This window comes from Nonlabens sp. Asnod2-A12 (assembly GCF_045063745.1).
GTDB lineage: Bacteria > Bacteroidota > Bacteroidia > Flavobacteriales > Flavobacteriaceae > Nonlabens > Nonlabens xylanidelens.
In genome coordinates this window covers 792,001-810,796 of sequence record NZ_JBEFOB010000003.1, presented here as the reverse complement: position 1 = coordinate 810,796, position 18,796 = coordinate 792,001, and the positions used below count along the sequence as shown (strand labels likewise).

The window sequence follows — 18,796 nt, the reverse complement described above, 5'->3', positions numbered from 1 at the left end:
GACTTATTTTTGGTAAAGATATGGACAAAGAAGATATACTACAGCGTTGTAATGCTATTTGCCGCAATACACTCATGGAGACGTTAGACATCGATTTTATTGATGTAGGAGAAGATTTTTTAACGGCTAGAATGCCAGTAACTCACAAAGTGCATCAGCCAGATGGAGTGTTGCATGGAGGTGCAAGTGTTGCTCTTGCCGAGAGTGTAGGTAGTGCTGCTAGTTATATGTTTTTAGATACCGATAACTTTGCGATTAGAGGTCTAGAAATAAGTGCAAACCACACGCGATCTAAGAAAGATGGACACGTGTTTGCAACGGCCCGTTTTTTACATAAAGGAAGAACAACACAGCTCTGGGAAATCAAAATTACAGATGAAGAAGAGAGGCTTGTTTCTATATGTAAATTAACCACCATAGCTCTCAAAAAATAACACTTTTACTCACTATTATTCCTATACCGCTTGCGCGAAAATTTACTCTCATACACGGCATTACTACTTAAAAAAGAACTACCTTTCTTGTTAATTAGACAGGTGAATAGCGATACTGTGCGCATACTCTCACAACGAGATCAAAAATGGCATAAAAGCGCACCTGACAACATGACTTATGGTGTTTTTTCGAAATTTCAAAAATCAGAAGACCAGGTTTTTATAATAGCTCAAGAAGATTATAACTTTACTTATAAAAATACGAACTCAACGCCCAAAGAACTTTTAAATGCAGTACGTTTAGTAGATGGCGAGGAGCAAAAAAGGTACACAAATCTAGTGGCAAAGGCGGTTCTTAGATTAAAAGAATCTAGTTTGAAAAAGGTTGTTCTTTCGCGCAAGCAATCTTTTCAAAATTCAAAATCAGATACAGAGATTTTAACTGATTTACTAGATGCATATCCAGCAGCAAATTGTTACTTTTTTTATCATCCTAAAGTAGGGAAATGGGTAGGTGCAACTCCAGAGGTTTTGGTCCAAATAGATGGTGTAAAACTTAAAACAATGTCCCTAGCTGGTACGGCTCTTTATCAAGAAAATGAAGAACATATTTGGGGTAAAAAAGAGCTAGAAGAACAACGATTAGTTACCGATTTTATAATTCATAATTTACAAGAAAGTGGTGCTGATAACATTCAAGAATCAGACGTTAAAACGGTACGTGCTGGTAAACTTATTCATTTAAGAACAGATATCACTGCCACGGTAAATTCTAAGGATAAGAATATATTTATCGATGCATTGCATCCTACACCTGCGGTATGTGGTATGCCTAGAAATGAGTCTCTGGACTTTATCAATAAGAACGAAAATTATGATCGTTCTTTCTACACTGGTTATTTAGGTATGGTGGACAAGGGCAGCGCGAGTTATTTTGTGAACTTAAGATGTATGGAGCTGCATGATGATCAAGTAGATATCTATGTAGGTGGTGGTGTTACAGCATTGAGTGATCCAAATGCAGAATTTGAGGAAACGCTCAACAAGCTATCCACTATGAAAAAGTTAGTATAAACAGTGCTGTTAAAGAATACTTCTAAATGCTGTTCGTAACAGTGTCGTTTTAAAACCTACAACCTGTCCTTGCTCATTACGACTTTCATTTAACGATCTAATGTAGTTTATAGCTGCTCTTATAGAAGACTTTATAAAAACTGTAGACTGGTAGAATCCTACAAACGTATAAAAAACAAGATATTTAATTATAATCATAGTTAGGGCTGGTTTAATAGAACTTAAACTTAGTTATTTTTAATGAAATAAACTAGGGCAAATTTCTAAATCTTGCATTTGAACTTTTAATACTCAGTATTATATAGATAAAAAGACAATTGTATAGCTGAGTAGTAACGGGCGAAGTTATTGATCGATGGTAGAGACTATGTTCAATGTTATTATCTCTGCACATCACTTGTTTAAAAGTATCTTTTGAGGTGATTTCGTACACAATAGTGCCATATGGAGGTGCTGTAACGCAGGATACTGGTGAATTTGTTAAGGTTTCAAAAATAGGAATCTAATTTTATGAGAAGAAGCTGTTAAGTATGTTGTATGCGGCGACTGGCATCTTTACCTTTGTTATATATGTATCCAGAAATTCTACATGCCCAGCAGGTTGTACTTCTTTTTAAAGAAAGAGGTATTAAAAACATTGTCATTTCTCCAGGTTCTAGAAATGCGCCTTTAACAATAGGTTTTTCAGAAAACGATTATTTTAATTGTTACAGTATTGTAGATGAGCGTTGTGCAGCTCATGTGGCATTAGGTATGGCGCAACAATTACAAGAACCTGTTGCTGTATTATGTACTAGTGGTAGTGCACTTTTAAATTACTACCCTGCGGTTACAGAAGCTTATTATTCTGAAATCCCCTTAATAGTTCTCAGTGCAGACCGTCCGCCTCATAAAATCGATATAGGTGACGGCCAGACTATAAGACAACAAGGTGTGTATGCAAATCATATTTTATATGATACGCAGTTAGAGATGTTATCATCTATTGATAACCAAGAAGGTATCGCGACTAACGAGCGATTAATCAATAAAGCGATTAACACTGCTATTTCTCAGCATGGACCGGTACATATTAATATACCATTTGAAGAACCGTTATATAATAAAGTAGAAAAGCCATCTTTAGAGGTTAAGGTTATTGATTTATTGAAGAATGAATTTAGCGAGATACCAGATAGCTTTATAGATCAATGGAAGAGCGCTCAAAGGAAACTAGTCATTCTCGCGACATTGAATCCGCCGGTGTTTGATAATGCAGACCTAGATATACTTACCAGTGACCCTAGTGTTCTTGTAATGAGTGAGGTGAGTAGTAATGTGGTTCATGAAAAGGTAATATGGGGAATAGACACCTTAATTGCTCCTATAGAAAAGGAAGATGACCAGATAAAAGACCTGCAGCCAGACCTAGTTATCACTATAGGCGGTATGATTGTATCTAAAAAGATAAAACAATACCTAAGACGCTTTGAGACTAAAGTACATTATCACGTCGGTAAAAGACGTGCCTATGATACGTTCTTTAAGCTAGCAGGACATATTAAGGTAAAACCACAAAAATGGGTACAACAGCTACCTAAAGACTATATAGATAGTAACTATCAAGATAGATGGCTGTCACATTTCAAAAATTACCTAGTTAAAAGGCAGGATTACTTTGCGCAAATGCCGTGGTCAGATTTTAAAGCTTTTGAACATATTTTCCCTAGTTTACCAGATAATATAGTACTACAGTTAGGTAACAGCAGCACGATAAGGTATGCGCAGTTATTCCAGATGAATGAGTCACACACTGTTTTTTCTAATCGAGGTACTAGTGGTATAGACGGTAGTACGAGTACAGCGATAGGAGCGGCAATGGCTAGCGATAGGCAAGTAGTTTTTATAACAGGAGATTTAAGCTTTTTCTATGATTCTAATGCGTTATGGAATAACTATATACCTGATAACTTTAAGATTATAGTCATAAATAACTCTGGTGGTGGGATATTCAGGATTTTACCAGGTCATAAAGAGACTGACGAGTTTCAGACTTATTTTGAAACTCAACATGATTTAACGGCAGTACACCTTTGTAAAATGCATGGTGTGAATTATCAAAGTGTTAGTGAAGAGTCCGCTTTCGCGAAAGCGTGCAACCTATTGTTTACTAGTAATAAAGGACCGCAGTTGTTAGAAGTATTTACACCTAGACAGATAAATGATACCGTTCTTCTAGATTACTTTAAATTTTTAAAATAGAACTTAACTTGTTATCTTTAAGGCATACTTTTAACTTAATAACTAATACTTCAAGATAAACATTATGAGTAAATTTGATGAAAGAGTAGAGAAATATATAGCAGCATACAAAGAAAAAGTAGGCGGTAAGCTAGATGAAGAACTTCTTAGAAAAGTAACTAAAGGATTAGGTCCATCTATTTATAATAGAGATGCTGAAACTGTAAGTGCTGAGAAAACAGAAATGGAACGTGTAGTAAAAAATTATTTACAGAAAAAATTAGGACTTACTGGAGATGACCTTATGGCATCTGTAGAAGCTGTAATTGAGAAGTATGGTAAAAGTGAGCGTGCTAAGTATCGCGCTATTATTTATTACATGCTTTGTGTACACCACGGTAAAGAATCTATCTATAACTAGAACTAGATATAATTATATAGTAAAAATCCCATCTCTTGAAAAGAGATGGGATTTTTTAGTTTTTGAAGTACTGTAACTTGTGCTCGATTCTACTAAATAATGGAGCTCTTCAATACAATTATTTTGATTGTCATATTTGAATAAAGTTTTAGTTATTACCGTATCTCTAGCTGGTTCCCATCTAGTATATTTTTCAGATCTTAATAAATCATTTTCATAGTTATACTCATTAATTTCATACCTCTTACTCTCGTTATCACGATATTCTTTGAATATTAATCGATCATACTCATTATACTTGAAAACAAACTTCTTCAATATAGCGGTGCTATCTTTATTATAGAATACGTGATCCACTTCTTGATTTTTTTTATTTAGATATAATTTAGATTTAAATGTGGTCGGTAAGACTGAATCATAAAATTTCTCATACCTAATAGTAGAAACAGGTATATGATTTTTATCATAATTTATTTGTAGAGATTCTGCTAATCTTAATGGATTACCCCAATATTGTTCCCATCCTATAAACTTTTGTTCTTCATCAAAATTGAAACTAATGTAAGATGTAATACTATTATCACCTTCATGATCAGAATCCTTAGTTTTAAATTTAGTCTCCTTTAAATATTCAAAACGTTTTATCGAAGTGGGAATAGAATCTTGTTTATTATCAAAATACTTAATCGCAGTAACTCTATCTAGTTCATCCCAAGTAAATACTTTTTTTTTATTACCAGATTCTATGATTGCTAAGTTAACTGCCTCAAAACTTTCAGGATAATGGTATTTGAAAATAGTTATTGTAGTATCTATTTCTATAGGCCAATTATTTCCTTTTCTATAAGTTAGGTAGCCTTTATCATTAAATTTTATGGAGTAGTATTTTTTTGGGATAGAGTCTTTTAGCGTCAAGCTGCTAGGATAATCGTATACCTCTAGATAATAGGAATCTCTACTTTTTACCTTACCATTTAAATTATAAGACTTTAAATCTTCCCAATGATTATCCTCATAATATCCATAAGGCAGTTGCTTATTATCAATCTTTTCCTCACAAGAAATAAAAGCAAATAGAATAAAAAGGAAAAGAAGGTATTTCATTACTTCTCCACAGCCTTAACCTCTTCTTCTGTAACCATATCTCCAGTGTTCCAGGTCTGTATGGCATAATTCATAACATCTGCTACTTCTTTATCATCTAGTCCTAATGGCAGCATGACACTATTATATGCAGCACCATTTACGGTAATTTCTCCTTTAAGACCATATTTTACTGCATGTATACTTGCTATACGTTTGTTAGTTAACCAGTCCGATGGGTTAAGTGGTGGGAATGCGCCCGGGACACCTTTACCAGTAGGCATGTGACAGGTAACACACAACTCGCCGAAGATATCTTCTCCACGTTTTACACTTTTTTCTAGCGGTGTAGTAGGTGTAGTCTCTACATTATTACTACCTAATGTAGATTTTCTTTTATCATTACCGCAGCTAGTTATAGCGATGGCTAGTAGTAATAGATATACGTATTTCATAATGGTTTTCTTGATGTTTAAAAATACAATTCCATTTGTAAATGGAAAGGTTTAAAAGGCACAATTTTTATCGAGTAAAAACGGTTTATTTATCTGACCGTACCTTTAAATGGATTACATAAAACTGTAAATTACTTTGTGATTTTAAAAATACCTTTTCCTTCTACACTTATATAAATAAAGCCATCTGGCCCTATTTTTACATTGCGTAGACGTCCTATACCATCTACTAGTTTTTCTCTTTTTGTAACTGCATTATCATTTACATAAAGCATTTCTAAGTATTGAAACTTTAAAGAACCTACTAAGTAATTTCCATTCCAGTCGCCATAAGCCGTGTTATCTAGAATAGCAAATCCGCTAGGTGCAATACTAGGCACCCAATAATAGAAAGGTTGTTCCATTCCTTGCTTAGCAGTACTTTCGGCAAATTTTCCACCGCCATAATTTTCTCCATAGCTTATTACTGGCCAGCCATAATTGCGGCCAGGTTTGACAAAATTTATCTCGTCACCACCTTGTGGACCATGTTCATGACTCACTATTTCACCTGTGTTAGGATGTACGGTAATCCCTTGCGGATTCCTATTTCCATAAGTAAAAGCAGCAGTTTTTGCACCAGTGATATCTATAAAAGGGTTATCAGCAGGCACGCTACCATCGTCATGCAGTCTGTATATTTTACCACCATCGCGACTCAAATCCTGCGGATTCACATCTCGTTCTCCGCGCTCACCTATAGAAAAGTATAAATAACCATCACTATCCCAAGCAAATCGAGAGCCAAAATGCTGTCCTTTTCTAGTATTAGGTGTCGCTTTGTAAAGTACTTTTAAATCTGTTAATTGATCATTGTTAAGAACAGCCGTAGCAATAGCCGTGTTCCCGCCAGATCCTTCACCTTCTGCACTTGCATAAGAAATGTAAATGCGCCCATTTTTATCAAATTCTGGATGTGTTATTACATCGAGTAAACCACCTTGACCACGTAAATATACCTCAGGTAAACCAGTGATTTCTATAGATTTTGTACCATCATATCGATAGAGTTTTCCTTCTTTTTCTGTGTAGATAAGATCACCATTAGGCAACCATGTCATTCCCCAGGCATTGTTTAATCCCTCAATTACAGGTGTAACCGTATACTTTTTTTGATCTTCAATAAGTGGTATGTTTTCAACAAGTGGTATTTGTTGATTACTATTTATACTAGTAATGGTGTTGCTATTAGTCTGTATAGCCACAATAGCTTCATTTGATTTAGATTCATTTTTACAACTTAAAACAAGAGTAGCAAGTAGTAAAAGAGTGAAGAGATGTTTCATAATCAGTAATTTGGCTTAAAAATAATTGTTACCAGCTGCCAAAACGTTAATAAAAGTAAAAATCCCTTAGCGCTAACTAAGGGATTCAGTTGTTTTTGGTGGTTTTGTGAAGTCTATCAGGCAAAGTAAAAAGATTTAAGAAGGCTAATTCAAAATTATCTAGATGTCTTTGCGGCTTCATGCTGCCTAGCATAAAAAGAAGGTATTTGTGGCTTCCATGTTTTCATTAAAAGGGTTATTCTCATCTATAGATCTATTTCTAGATAGGATAGGAAAGTCAGAGTTAAGGCTCAATATTTTTTGTGAAATTTTCATAATAAAAGTTTTAAGAGTTGAGGTTTAAATTATCTATAACGACGTCTAGAGTTCCATGAATCAGAAAAAGTAGTTGCATTGCTTGTTCTGTTAGTAGTCTGTTGGTTTCCGTTTAAAAATCCTGTTGAAGTTTTCATAATATTATTATTTTGTGGTTATATCTAATAGACGACCACGCTTTTCAATTGTTACAGTAAAATAAACAAATAATATTCGATTTTAATTTATAATACTGTTATTCAAATGGTTACATTGCTAATATTTTTAGCTATAAAATATAAAAGCGATTCTTTTTAGTAAAGAATCGCTTTGATTGTTGTTGTTTCGCTTTCGCGAAAGTGGAATAGATTAAAAAGGAAGATAGGTTTCAGCACTAGAAGAAGGTTCAATAGACGTAACCTTTCTTTCAATTAATTTGACCAAGCCTCTATATTCTGTTTCTGTTAAGTCAGATACACGATTTTTGTTTATTCCTTTCAAATAAATATCAACAAGATCATCAGTAGCATTAGAATCCCATGCTGTAGGACCACCAGAAAATGATGGTTCACCATCTGGTGATTCATGAATTGTTAGAATATGAAAATTGGTGTTCACGTCGTCTACAATTAATGTCTTAGAATTAGCATTAATTATAGAAGTGATTTCAAGATGTTTTTTTCCTTCTGGTGAGTGCATCAATTTAAAAATATCTTCTTTAGAAGAAATTTTTAAATTATTATTGTTTAAAAGATTATCATAATAGGAATGATAAAAAGCAATATCATCATCATTTAATCCTTTATAAAAATCTTTTTTTCCGTATTCAAAAGTAGAGAGCCTTGGTAAAAATTCTAGTCTTGAATCATTTAAAACCTTCTCAGGTGTGTCTAAATTACTTAACTCTTCCACATCCTGAGTACAAGTTGTAAAAATCAAACTACCCAATACTATAGGAAATAAGAAAGCTAGTTTAAATAAAGCTTTTGCGGTACTTTTCTTTTTTTGTAACATAAGGATTCGGTTTTTTAAAAGTGATTTATTGAAATAAGAGCTAGCAAGTGAAAATTGTTCTGCTCCAAAAACAGTTTTTAATAAAGACTCTTGATAGGTTATTGATTCTTGATTTTTAATTAGAACATCATCCACGATGTATTCATGGACTTGTTTTAATTCTTTTTGTGCGATATAACAAATAGGGTGGAACCAGAAAATGATTTTATACACCTCATAGGCCATCAGGTCCCAAGAATGGCATTGTTTTACATGGATAATTTCATGATTTAATATTTCATCTACCTTTTTAGGGTCTAGATTTTCATCTATCACTATATTTTTAAAAAATGAAAAAGCAGTAAGTTTTTGAGATGTTTTAGTGATCCATATTCCATCTTTGAAATGAGTTGTTCCTAACCTAATCATCTCTTTTATGCTGGCCACATTATATAGAAAAAAGAGAAGACTGATAAATGCACCTATACTATATATACTCACGGCGATCATTTTGTAATCAATAGGTTTTGATGTCTTTATGGTAATAGGTTGTTCACTTATCATAGATACATTACCTATATCTACCGATGCGAGTGGTACTACCTCATCGATTACCGTTGGAGTCATGTCTATAGAAAAAGGCGCGCTCAAAAACGGAATGGTTATGCTAAGCAAAGGAATAGCTAGTAAATAAGCTCTATTCCATTGAAAAAACGTTTCTTTTCTTAGAAAAAGATGGTAAACACCATATAATAATACGGCAAGTAAAGAGCTGTGTAAGATATGTTGTATCATGATTTTATTTTAAATTCCGCTTTCGCAAAAGCGGAATAATAATTTTAATTATGGAGCAAATCAATTTTCTGTAGTTAATGGATAGTTAGTTTTTAGGATTTACAGATATTTTCATATTTGAGGTATCGATACTATCGTTTAGCCATTTTATAAATTCTGCATACTCCTTACTAGTTATATCTTTTGCCTTTAAACTTTTTAAAATAGCATCATCCATTTTTCTATTAGATGCGATACTATCTAATTCTAATTTTAAAGCAACACCTTCTGGAGATTTTTCAAATTCTCGTTGCATTTTCTCATCTTCTTCATTTATAAGTTGAGCATATTCTGCCCCTTCTTCAAAAGTATAGCCTTTACTTAGCAAGCCATAAATAGCTTTAATATTCTTAAAGCTTACAGAGTCAGAAGATTTCAGCCTTTTATCTAGATTACTTATTTGTTCTTCAAGGCTCAATTCTTTCTCTTTGGCAGTAGTGCATGAGGTATAAACAACAGCAGATAATAGAACGATTAATAAAGTTGCATATCGTATTTTGGCAATTTTAGGTGTAGATTCTTTGTGTAACATAGATATTCTGGTTTTAATAGTTTTAAAGCTGAAAAACATATTGACAAACTGTATTTCATTGGTGTCAAAGGTTTCTTTTAATAATAAATGTGCATAGTTTTTTATTCCAAACGACTCGGCAACCATACGATCTGCTAAAAGTTCGTGGACTAATTTTAATCTTTTTAAGAAAAAATAATTAAAAGGGTTGAACCAGATCATTATGTTCAATAATTGATAGAATATTAAGTCAAGATGATGCTTTTCAATAATGTGAATATGCTCATGATTGAGTATAGCTGGTAGATGTTCTTTTTTTATTTGATCACCTATTAAAATAGAGCCTACAAATGACAGTGCTATTTTACTATCATTGATTTGATAGTACCTAACACCGTTAAGTTCTTTTAAAGTTCCTTTACTTTTTACCTTTCTTAAATTATAAAAGGATTTTATAAAATAAGTCAGTGATATCCCTACTCCTAAGAAGTAAACCCACCACCAAGAAAAGGTAATTGAAGTTTCTTCTTTAGTTTTCAATTCAGTAGGGATTTCAATAGCTTGATAATCTACAGGACTTATGTTAAGCTCTTCTTGTACCGTAGAATTTTGAACTAGAATTTCTTCTACAATTGGTTCTTGATTCAAAGAATCAATATTTATAAGAGGGATGAACCATATTATTACTGGAACGATCAAAAGATAGGAGCGATTGCCATTTAAAAAAGTGGTGGTTTTAAGAAGCAATTCATATATGGCAAATGCACAAACATGTAATATGAGAACAGTTAATAAGTAGTCTATCATGATTTCTTCTTATTAATATCATTTAATATCTCTTCTAGGTCTTGTACACTTAGGTCTTCTTGTTCCATAAAGAAAGACACCATATTTTTAAAAGAACCTTTAAAGTAATTACTAGCTAGTTTACCAGCAGTGGCAGCAGTGTAGGCTTCTTTATTTACTTTAGGAAAATAGATATGTCCACGACCTTCTTTGCGATAATCCACAAAACCTTTGTTCTCTAAAATTCTAATTATGGTAGAAACGGTATTGTAGGCAGGTTTAGGAGATTTCATTTTTTCTATAATGCTCGCTACGTTTGCTTCTTTAAGCGACCATAGGTGTTGCATTATCTCTTCTTCGGCAGTGGTAAGTGTTTTCATATTTAACTAAGTTCTTAGTTCAAACTTAAACTAACTATTTAGTTTAAACTAATATTTTAGTTGAATAATATGAAATAATTAATTAAACACAATTAAATCAGGTGGTTAATCAATTATTATACAAATCGATAAGATGTGTTGAAAGGTGGTGATAGAAATTAAGCGTTTATTTCTTCCCAAAGTTTTTCAGAAGTAAGTCTATAAGTACCCACAAAATCCCAAGAACATTCTGAGGGATCGATGACAGATAAGAATGGCTGTCCATCTTTACGTCCTTTATATAGGTGATAGATTTCGCCCACTATAGGTTCAAAAGAGAATTTTGCTCCATAGACCAATTGGTTATCCTCAAATTTTTTAACCATAGCATCATATTGCTCTTTAAGTTGGTCAAATTGGGATTTGATTTCATGGTTGACTTTATTAATGTTAGTCTGTTTCCATGAGGTAATATCTGGAGTGGTAATTTTAGGAGCGGCAACACCACTAGAATAGGGAAGAAGTGCAGCATTATAAGTTCCTGTCTCTTCATCATATACTACGTAATCTGGTTTTTTATCCTCGCTCATATTACAAATTTACGACTTGAAATTCTGTTTTGTAGAACATTAACATGAATTTCTTAAACAAAAAATCGAGACAGATGCATCTGCCTCGATTATGTTAATTCATCAATCCCCTACAACTGATGAACTCCTATGCTAAATTACTGACAGATAAGGTTCTTACACACGGTGATTAGATGATAGTACTTTCTGATTCTATGAACGGTAAGGATGACTTGATGAAACTCGCTTTCGCGAAAGCGTAACAAATATCATTTTACCGATACATATAAAGTATGACAAACGAAATACACTTTATAGATTTTGAGCCTCAGGTTTTAGAGAAGAAATTTTGGACAGGAAGGGTTTATGAAAATCAAAACCAAGTTATGGTGCGATTAAATGAATGGACTAGAAAAAATTATAATAACGAGATTATAAATATAGAAACGGTGGTGGTGCCTAAACACCCTCACGTAAAAAATGATAAAAAGCAAAATAGACTGAACATGCACGGTGGTCATGTGTATATGATTCAAGTGTTACGTGTGTGGTATAAATAGGATAGACCTTATATTTGTATAAAAACTGAATCATATGTCCATTAACTGGAAAACAGCAATAGAATTTGAAGATATTACTTATAAAAAAGCAGACGGTATAGCCCGTATAGCTTTTAATAGACCTGAGGTGCGCAATGCTTTTAGACCTAAAACGGTGAGCGAGCTTATTAAGGCTTTTTATGACGCACAAGAAGATCTTTCTATAGGTGTGGTTATTCTCACTGGAGAAGGACCTTCTAAGAAAGATGGTGGTTGGGCTTTTTGTAGTGGTGGTGATCAAAATGCTCGTGGACACGATGGCTATAAAGATGACTCTGGTACTGGTAGATTAAATATTCTAGAAGTGCAGCGCATGATACGTTTTATGCCTAAAGTGGTTATTTGTGCAGTACCTGGTTGGGCTGTAGGTGGTGGACACAGTTTACATGTGGTATGTGACATGACTATAGCGAGTAAAGAACATGGTGTTTTTAAACAGACTGACACTGATGTAGCTAGTGTAGATGCTGGTTATGGTAGTGCATACCTAGCAAAAATGGTAGGGCAGAAAAAAGCTCGCGAGATTTTCTTTTTAGGTCGTACGTATAGTGCTCAAGAAGCAATGGATATGGGAATGGTAAATGCGGTTGTACCGCATGAAGAACTGGACCAGACGGCTTATGACTGGGGACAAGAAATACTTAAAAAATCTCCTATTGCTATAAAAATGGCAAAATTTGCTCTTAACGCAACTGATGACGGTATGGTAGGACAACAGGTGTTTGCTGGAGAAATGACACGTCTTATCTACATGACTGACGAGGCTAGAGAAGGTAGAGAAGCGTTCTTAGAAAAACGTGCTCCAGAATGGGGTAATGATCGTTATATTCCATAATTTTTTTAGAAAAGATAAAAATTACAAAGTGTCAATTTAAAGAATTGGCACTTTTTTATTTTACGGTAAAAAAAGAGAGCTTTTTGTATCCCAGATTTTACCTGTAACTACATAGATTGTACTTAGTTCCATGAGTTTTTACTTACATTAGCACTAGATATAGCTTACAACTATATCTAGCCCAACCACACTCTTATGGCAGATCAACAAGATGTTATTAATCAGCTGATTGAAAAATTAGCAATTCTTTCTAAAAAGCAAGAGGCTTTTAAGTACGAGATATATGAGTTAAAAACACAGCTTAATCAATTACAGTCTGCTGCACAAGCTAGCAATGAGCAAGAAAAATTAGAGGTAGAAAAACCTACCGTTACAGAAACAGATGCTGTATCTAATAATCCCATGGCAGATTGGGAATTTTCTAATCAACAGCAGCAGCAGCAGCAGCAAAATCAGCCGCAGCAAAATCAGCCGCAGCAAAGTCAGTCTGCATCAAATGATAATTGGGATGCAGTACCTAGTAAGAAGACTGTAAATTATCAAAAACCCATACAGCAACCTAAAAAGAAATCACCACTTAAAAAATCTAATCTAGAAAAATTTATAGGTGAAAACTTATTGAATAAAATAGGTATTCTTATAACGGTTATAGGTGTAGGGATAGGAGCAAAGTATTCTATTGAGAATGATTTAATAAGTCCACTAACTAGAATTATTTTAGGGTATTTGTCTGCAATAGGTTTGTTCGGTTTTGGAATGAAATTAAAACAGAAATATGAATCTTATAGTGCTGTGTTGGTAAGTGGAGCGATAGTAATACTTTACTTTATTACTTTCTTTGCCTACAGTTTTTATGAACTAATACCGCAAACAGTCGCCTTTATTCTCATGGTGGTGTTTACTGGGTTTACCATAGTCGCCTCGCTTAATTATAATAAACAAATTATCGCGCATCTAGGACTGGTGGGCGCTTATGCAGTTCCATTTTTACTAAGTAATGGTTCTGGTCAGGTAGAAATATTGTTTAGTTATATAGCGATTATTAATATAGGGATACTCATTCTAGCCTTTAAAAAATACTGGAAACCTTTATATTATTCTTCGTTTGCTTTCACTTGGTTAATTTTTATCTCTTGGATGATAATGGATTATAAGGATCAAGAACACTTTACTCTTGCGTTAGGGTTTTTACTTGTTTTCTTCATCATATTCTACCTTACTTTTCTCTCGTATAAACTGGTTAAGAAAGAATCGTTTGCAGTTTCAGATATTGTTTTACTGCTCTTAAACTCTTTTGTTTTCTACGGTTTAGGATTTGCTATCTTAAGTGATAATGAAACAGGAGAACATTACCTAGGTCTATTTACATTGTGTAACGCGGTAGTTCATTTTGCGGTGGCAACAGTCATTTATAAACAGAAGAAAAGCGATAGAAAATTGTTTTATCTAGCCACAGCATTAGTACTTGCTTTTATATCTATTGCTATACCTGTGCAGTTAGATGGCAACTGGGTGACTTTATTATGGACGGCACAAGCAGTATTGCTATTCTGGTTAGGGACCTCAAAGAAAATTGAGATTTATGAAAAGCTATCTTACCCCATTATGCTACTGGCGACTTTAAGCCTGTTTCAAGATTGGGATAATGATTATAATATTTATGATATAGAATCTTATAGCGATATTATTCCTTTGTTGAATATAAGTTTTATGAGTTCTATGCTATTTGTAGCGGCACTAGGATTTATAGTTTATCTTCAAAGGAAAGAAACTTTTGTATCGGCACTTTCTAAAGACGGTATTTTTTATAAAATGGCTATGTATGCCATACCTTCTGTTTTAATTTTTACGTTGTACTGTGCATTTAGACTTGAAATAGAATTTTACTTTGATCAATGGTATGATACTTCTCGAGTTCGACTACCTGAAGGATCTAGTCCTTATGCAAATAGTGTATTTGATTCTAGTATCAAGGATTTCAAATCTATATGGATAATTAATTACACACTCTTATTTATAGGTTTATTATCTTATTTTAATTACAAGAAAATTAAAAATAACGTTCTAGAAAACGCTGGATTGATATTTACGGTATTAACTGTATTTATCTTCCTAGTACAAGGTTTGTATTCTTTAAGTGATTTAAGAGAAGCCTATTTATCCACATCAGAATATTATAATAGAGGTATTTTCTATCTTCTTATACGTTATATATCATTTGCTTTTGTAGCCTTTGCGATGCTCACTTTATATCGATTTATAAAGAAGTCAGAAATAGCCAAAGGCTTTAAAATCGCCTATGATCTTATTCTACATATAAGTATAGTATGGATAATAAGTAGTGAGTTAATACACTGGCTCGATATAGCAGGCGCAACAGATGCTTATAAATTAGGTCTGAGTATATTATGGGGCGTCTATTCTTTCTTATTGATAGGTTTTGGAATATTAAAAAACAAACCTTATTTAAGAATAGGCGGTATGGGATTATTCGGTATTACCCTAATAAAACTTTTCTTCTATGACATTGCGCATTTAAACACTATCTCAAAAACTATCGTATTTGTATCTCTAGGAATATTGCTTTTAATTATCTCATTCCTTTATAATAAATACAAGAACCAAATCAATTATAATGAAAAGGAAGATTAAACTTTTTACTGTTTTAACGCTGTTAGTTAGCGTTATATCATTTGCTCAATTAAAAGAGTACGATTATAAAAGATCTCTAGATTCTGTAAAAGAGGATTGGCATACGGTTACGGTACCAGATGATGTATTTAGTAAGGTATCTCCATCTTTAAATGATATGAGAATTTATGGAATATCTACAGCGCTAGATACTATCGAGGTTCCTTATATTTTAAAGATTAATAAGGAAAAGACCATTTCTCAAAAACATCCTTTTGAGATTATTAATACCTCAAAAACTGATAAAGGTTATTACTTTACCTTTAAGTTAGACGCACCGACTAGCATTAATAACATACAGTTGTCATTTAAGGATACAAATTTTGACTGGAAGGTAGACCTAGAAGGTAGCCAACACTTAAAACAGTGGTTTACGATTCTAGAAGATTATAGAATACTAGACATTCACAACACGACCTCTGTGTATTCATTTACAGAATTGGTTTTACCAGAATCTAGTTATCGATATTTCCGTGTGCTAGTAAGAAGTGATCAACAGCCTGTGTTGGAATCTGCTTTAATATCTATGGATAAGCTTATAGATGGTGAGGTAGTAAAGCATCGTGTTAAAACTATGAAACTCAAGGAAGATAAGAGTTCAAAGTCGAGTGTGTTTGAATTTGAGTTAGAAAATAAAGTTCCTGTAAGTCGTCTTAAAGTTCTTGTAGATGCAAATTATGATTACTTTAGAACTATTAATATATCTTATTTATCAGACAGTATTCATACAGAAAAAGGGTGGAAATATAACTACCGTAACATACGCACAGCGACTCTTAATTCATTAGAATCTAATGAGTTTAAGATTGATAAGACGATTGCTCAAAAATTTAGAATATCTGTTTTAAATGACGATAATCAAGCACTAGACATTACATCAGTAGTAGTAGAAGGCTATAAACATGAATTAATAGCTAGATTCACCCAGCCAGCAGATTATGTACTTGCTTATGGAAATGCATCAGCTTACCGACCTAATTATGATATACAGAAATTTAAAAACACCATTCCTGCTCAGTTAACGAGTTTAGGGTTAGGTAAAGAAGTGGCTATTGATAAAATCAAGCCCACTCAAGTATCACCTTTATTTGAAAACGAATGGTGGCTTTGGGTGGTTATGGGAATTGTTATTACTTTATTAGCTGGTTTTACTTTTAAGATGTTGAGTAATACTAACAATAAGGTAGAAGAGTAGAGTAGTGTTTGTATAAATTCCGCTTTCGCGAAAGCGGAACTAAAATTAATCTTCTTTAGGGTTTTTTATAGAGCAATACTACTTTCTACCACATCTTCTATGGTAAGTTGAAGATGTTTAGGAAGTAAATTATCTTTAGGTAATACAGCTAGATGTCTATCTTCATTAGAATCAAAGACCTGCTTTAATAAAGGAGTAGGAGTGCCCAGTCGCTCACAAATATCACTTACTAAATCTATATGGTGGATAAGATTGCGACTACCTAGGTGAAAAATACCACGGCGACGTCTGTTAATAATATAGTGGAGTTGTTGTACTAGTTTTTTAATATGTGTCGCGTTAATAACCACATTAGGAAAGACCTCGATAGCTTCATTTCTCTTAAGTTGATCTTTGATCTCATTAAGGCGTGGTGAGCCGGTACCGTAAATCATAGGTATTCTACAAATCACGTACTTGGAAACTGGTTTTCTAAGCAGCTCATTTTCAATTCTTATTTTAAAACGGCCATAAATACTTTCGGATAGTGTTTTATCATACTCATAACTTGGGTAGTTAGTAAAACGGTCAAAAACGTTTGCACTAGATAGAAAAATCACCTTACAATCTCGATTATCTATGTAGTCAGATATCTCAAAATGCATTCTTAAAAGACTATTCACATTACCTCTTACGGCGGTTACTATAAATTTAGGTTTTAAATTATCTAGTAATACGTCTAGGCTTTCTAATTCATAATCAAATTGATGAAAATGCTTATTTTTTTCAAAGACTTTACTATCTGTTTTATAGGTAGCATGTACATCAAAAAAAGGCGCAAGCTCTTTATAAAGGGCATTCCCTATAAAGCCGCTTCCGCCTAGTATTAAGATTCTATTCAAAAATGTAAGATTTACTTTTTATAAAAAGGTAGTTTTACTACTGTGGCAGGTACTAACTTTTTTCTAATTTGTATGTGTATTTTACTACCAGGAGTTGCAAAAATAGGTGGTACATAACCCATTCCTATTCCTATTCCCATAGATGGAGACATAGTACCACTGGTAACTATTCCTAAATCTTGCTGGCTGCTATCTTTAATTTCATAACCACCACGAGGTATAGCGCGCTCGTCCATTTCAAAGGCGATTAATTTTCTGTCTACACCTTTTTCTTTGTGTTCTAATAACTGCTCGTGGTTTACAAAATCTTTAGTGAATTTTGTAACCCATCCTAGTCCAGCTTCATATGGAGAAGTGGTGTCGTCTATATCATTACCATAAAGACAGTAACCCATTTCTAATCTCAAGGTATCACGTGCAGCAAGACCTATAGGTTTGATACCATAATCTGCTCCAGCTTCAAAAACCTTATTCCAGATTTGTTCTACCTCAGTGTTTTTACAATATATCTCAAAACCACCAGAACCTGTATAACCAGTTGCACTAATGATTACGTTTTCTATACCTGCAAAGTCAGATACTTCAAAGTGATAAAATTTAATAGCACTTAAATCTACAGAAGTAAGCGATTGCATTGCTTCTACAGCTTTAGGTCCTTGAATAGCAAGAAGTGAATAATCTTCAGAAAGATTTTTCATGTCTGCATTCATGGTATTATGAGAGGTAATGTGATCCCAATCTTTATCAATATTAGAAGCATTTACTACTAGTAAATATTGCTCTTCTTTGATTTTATAAACAATCATGTCATCTACTATACCGCCAGTAGCGTTAGGTAGGTAACTATATTGAGCTCTTCCTACTGTAAGTTTAGACGCGTCATTAGAAGATACTTTTTGAACTAGATTTAAAGCCTCAGGTCCAGAAATTAAAAATTCTCCCATGTGAGAAACGTCAAAAACACCCACGTTATCTCTAACAGTCTGGTGTTCTATATTAACACCTTCATATTGAACAGGCATATTATATCCAGCAAAAGGAACCATTTTTGCTCCTAATGATTCATGTATAGCGGTAAGCGCGGTATTTTTCATATTCTAATTTTTACGAGTTCAAATGTAGAGATTTCTCCTTTAAATAGCACACCTTTTTAGATTCTGAAAATGCTAACTAATTCACAATTCTAATTAAATAGCTTTACACTCGATTTCATTAACTTGCAGGTTCATAAAATTGA

Annotated in this window: 19 protein-coding genes; 8 read left to right on the top strand and 11 right to left on the bottom strand. The window is 33.4% G+C overall.

Features of this window, described 5'->3' with window-relative positions:
- The first annotated feature begins 20 nt into the window (after nt 1–20).
- A complete protein-coding gene (locus ACJJVJ_RS03750) occupies nt 21–434 on the top strand; it encodes a hotdog fold thioesterase (RefSeq protein WP_405369084.1) in 414 nt (137 codons plus the stop codon).
- Between the two features lie 30 nt (nt 435–464).
- Nucleotides 465–1,508 (top strand): isochorismate synthase, encoded by a 1,044-nt coding sequence (locus tag ACJJVJ_RS03745; protein WP_405369082.1) that lies wholly within the window; start codon nt 465–467, stop codon nt 1,506–1,508.
- Nucleotides 1,509–1,517: 9 nt separating this feature from the next.
- On the opposite strand, the gene ACJJVJ_RS03740 is transcribed toward ACJJVJ_RS03745, so the two are convergent.
- The gene (locus ACJJVJ_RS03740; protein WP_105023025.1) at nt 1,518–1,706 is read right to left on the bottom strand and encodes a hypothetical protein; all 189 of its coding nucleotides are present in this window, start codon (nt 1,704–1,706) and stop codon (nt 1,518–1,520) included.
- 372 nt (nt 1,707–2,078) lie between these two features.
- On the opposite strand from ACJJVJ_RS03740, the gene menD reads away from it, so the two are divergent.
- Together menD and ACJJVJ_RS03730 are read left to right on the top strand one after the other, a co-directional pair.
- Nucleotides 2,079–3,749 carry a 2-succinyl-5-enolpyruvyl-6-hydroxy-3-cyclohexene-1-carboxylic-acid synthase gene (gene menD, locus ACJJVJ_RS03735; protein ID WP_405369080.1) on the top strand — a complete coding sequence of 557 codons (1,671 nt, stop codon included), beginning with the start codon at nt 2,079–2,081 and terminating at the stop codon, nt 3,747–3,749.
- 64 nt (nt 3,750–3,813) lie between these two features.
- Nucleotides 3,814–4,149 (top strand): DUF2853 family protein, encoded by a 336-nt coding sequence (locus ACJJVJ_RS03730; RefSeq protein WP_405369078.1) that lies wholly within the window; start codon nt 3,814–3,816, stop codon nt 4,147–4,149.
- 12 nt (nt 4,150–4,161) lie between these two features.
- Here ACJJVJ_RS03730 and ACJJVJ_RS03725 read toward each other — a convergent pair whose 3' ends face one another.
- The 8 genes from ACJJVJ_RS03725 to ACJJVJ_RS03690 form a co-directional block, all read right to left on the bottom strand.
- Entirely contained in the window at nt 4,162–5,253 is a 1,092-nt protein-coding gene (locus ACJJVJ_RS03725; RefSeq protein WP_405369077.1) for a hypothetical protein, read from the bottom strand.
- A complete protein-coding gene (locus tag ACJJVJ_RS03720; protein ID WP_405369076.1) occupies nt 5,253–5,687 on the bottom strand; it encodes a c-type cytochrome in 435 nt (144 codons plus the stop codon). Before ACJJVJ_RS03720 ends, ACJJVJ_RS03725 begins: the two co-directional genes overlap by 1 nt.
- 131 nt (nt 5,688–5,818) lie before the next feature.
- Entirely contained in the window at nt 5,819–7,012 is a 1,194-nt protein-coding gene (locus ACJJVJ_RS03715; protein WP_405369075.1) for a PQQ-dependent sugar dehydrogenase, read from the bottom strand.
- A gap of 186 nt (nt 7,013–7,198) precedes the next feature.
- Entirely contained in the window at nt 7,199–7,327 is a 129-nt protein-coding gene (locus tag ACJJVJ_RS03710) for a hypothetical protein (RefSeq protein WP_262497522.1), read from the bottom strand.
- A 348-nt stretch (nt 7,328–7,675) separates the two neighbouring features.
- Nucleotides 7,676–9,094 (bottom strand): M56 family metallopeptidase, encoded by a 1,419-nt coding sequence (locus ACJJVJ_RS03705; RefSeq protein ID WP_405369073.1) that lies wholly within the window; start codon nt 9,092–9,094, stop codon nt 7,676–7,678.
- Nucleotides 9,095–9,179: 85 nt separating this feature from the next.
- Nucleotides 9,180–10,451, bottom strand: coding sequence for a M56 family metallopeptidase (locus tag ACJJVJ_RS03700; protein ID WP_405369071.1), 1,272 nt, complete (start codon nt 10,449–10,451; stop codon nt 9,180–9,182).
- Entirely contained in the window at nt 10,448–10,810 is a 363-nt protein-coding gene (locus ACJJVJ_RS03695; protein WP_298952622.1) for a BlaI/MecI/CopY family transcriptional regulator, read from the bottom strand. Before ACJJVJ_RS03695 ends, ACJJVJ_RS03700 begins: the two co-directional genes overlap by 4 nt.
- Before the next feature lie 158 nt (nt 10,811–10,968).
- Nucleotides 10,969–11,379 carry a DUF2452 domain-containing protein gene (locus ACJJVJ_RS03690; protein ID WP_405369068.1) on the bottom strand — a complete coding sequence of 137 codons (411 nt, stop codon included), beginning with the start codon at nt 11,377–11,379 and terminating at the stop codon, nt 10,969–10,971.
- A 272-nt stretch (nt 11,380–11,651) separates the two neighbouring features.
- On the opposite strand from ACJJVJ_RS03690, the gene ACJJVJ_RS03685 reads away from it, so the two are divergent.
- The 4 genes from ACJJVJ_RS03685 (at nt 11,652) to ACJJVJ_RS03670 (ending at nt 16,678) form a co-directional block, all read left to right on the top strand.
- Nucleotides 11,652–11,918 (top strand): hypothetical protein, encoded by a 267-nt coding sequence (locus ACJJVJ_RS03685; protein WP_405369067.1) that lies wholly within the window; start codon nt 11,652–11,654, stop codon nt 11,916–11,918.
- A 34-nt stretch (nt 11,919–11,952) separates the two neighbouring features.
- Nucleotides 11,953–12,792 (top strand): 1,4-dihydroxy-2-naphthoyl-CoA synthase, encoded by an 840-nt coding sequence (locus ACJJVJ_RS03680; protein WP_405369065.1) that lies wholly within the window; start codon nt 11,953–11,955, stop codon nt 12,790–12,792.
- A gap of 195 nt (nt 12,793–12,987) precedes the next feature.
- Nucleotides 12,988–15,444: a DUF2339 domain-containing protein gene (locus tag ACJJVJ_RS03675; protein ID WP_405369063.1), complete on the top strand. Its 2,457-nt coding sequence runs from the start codon at nt 12,988–12,990 to the stop codon at nt 15,442–15,444.
- Complete coding sequence (locus ACJJVJ_RS03670) at nt 15,428–16,678, top strand: DUF3999 family protein (protein ID WP_405369061.1); 1,251 nt, start codon at nt 15,428–15,430, stop codon at nt 16,676–16,678. The genes ACJJVJ_RS03675 and ACJJVJ_RS03670 overlap by 17 nt, the downstream gene beginning before the upstream one ends.
- 65 nt (nt 16,679–16,743) lie before the next feature.
- Here the strand turns inward: ACJJVJ_RS03670 and ACJJVJ_RS03665 are convergent, their stop codons facing one another.
- Nucleotides 16,744–17,559 carry a sugar nucleotide-binding protein gene (locus ACJJVJ_RS03665; protein ID WP_405369059.1) on the bottom strand — a complete coding sequence of 272 codons (816 nt, stop codon included), beginning with the start codon at nt 17,557–17,559 and terminating at the stop codon, nt 16,744–16,746.
- Between the two features lie 11 nt (nt 17,560–17,570).
- The gene (gcvT, locus tag ACJJVJ_RS03660; RefSeq protein ID WP_104516287.1) at nt 17,571–18,653 is read right to left on the bottom strand and encodes a glycine cleavage system aminomethyltransferase GcvT; all 1,083 of its coding nucleotides are present in this window, start codon (nt 18,651–18,653) and stop codon (nt 17,571–17,573) included.
- Nucleotides 18,654–18,796: the final 143 nt, after the last annotated feature.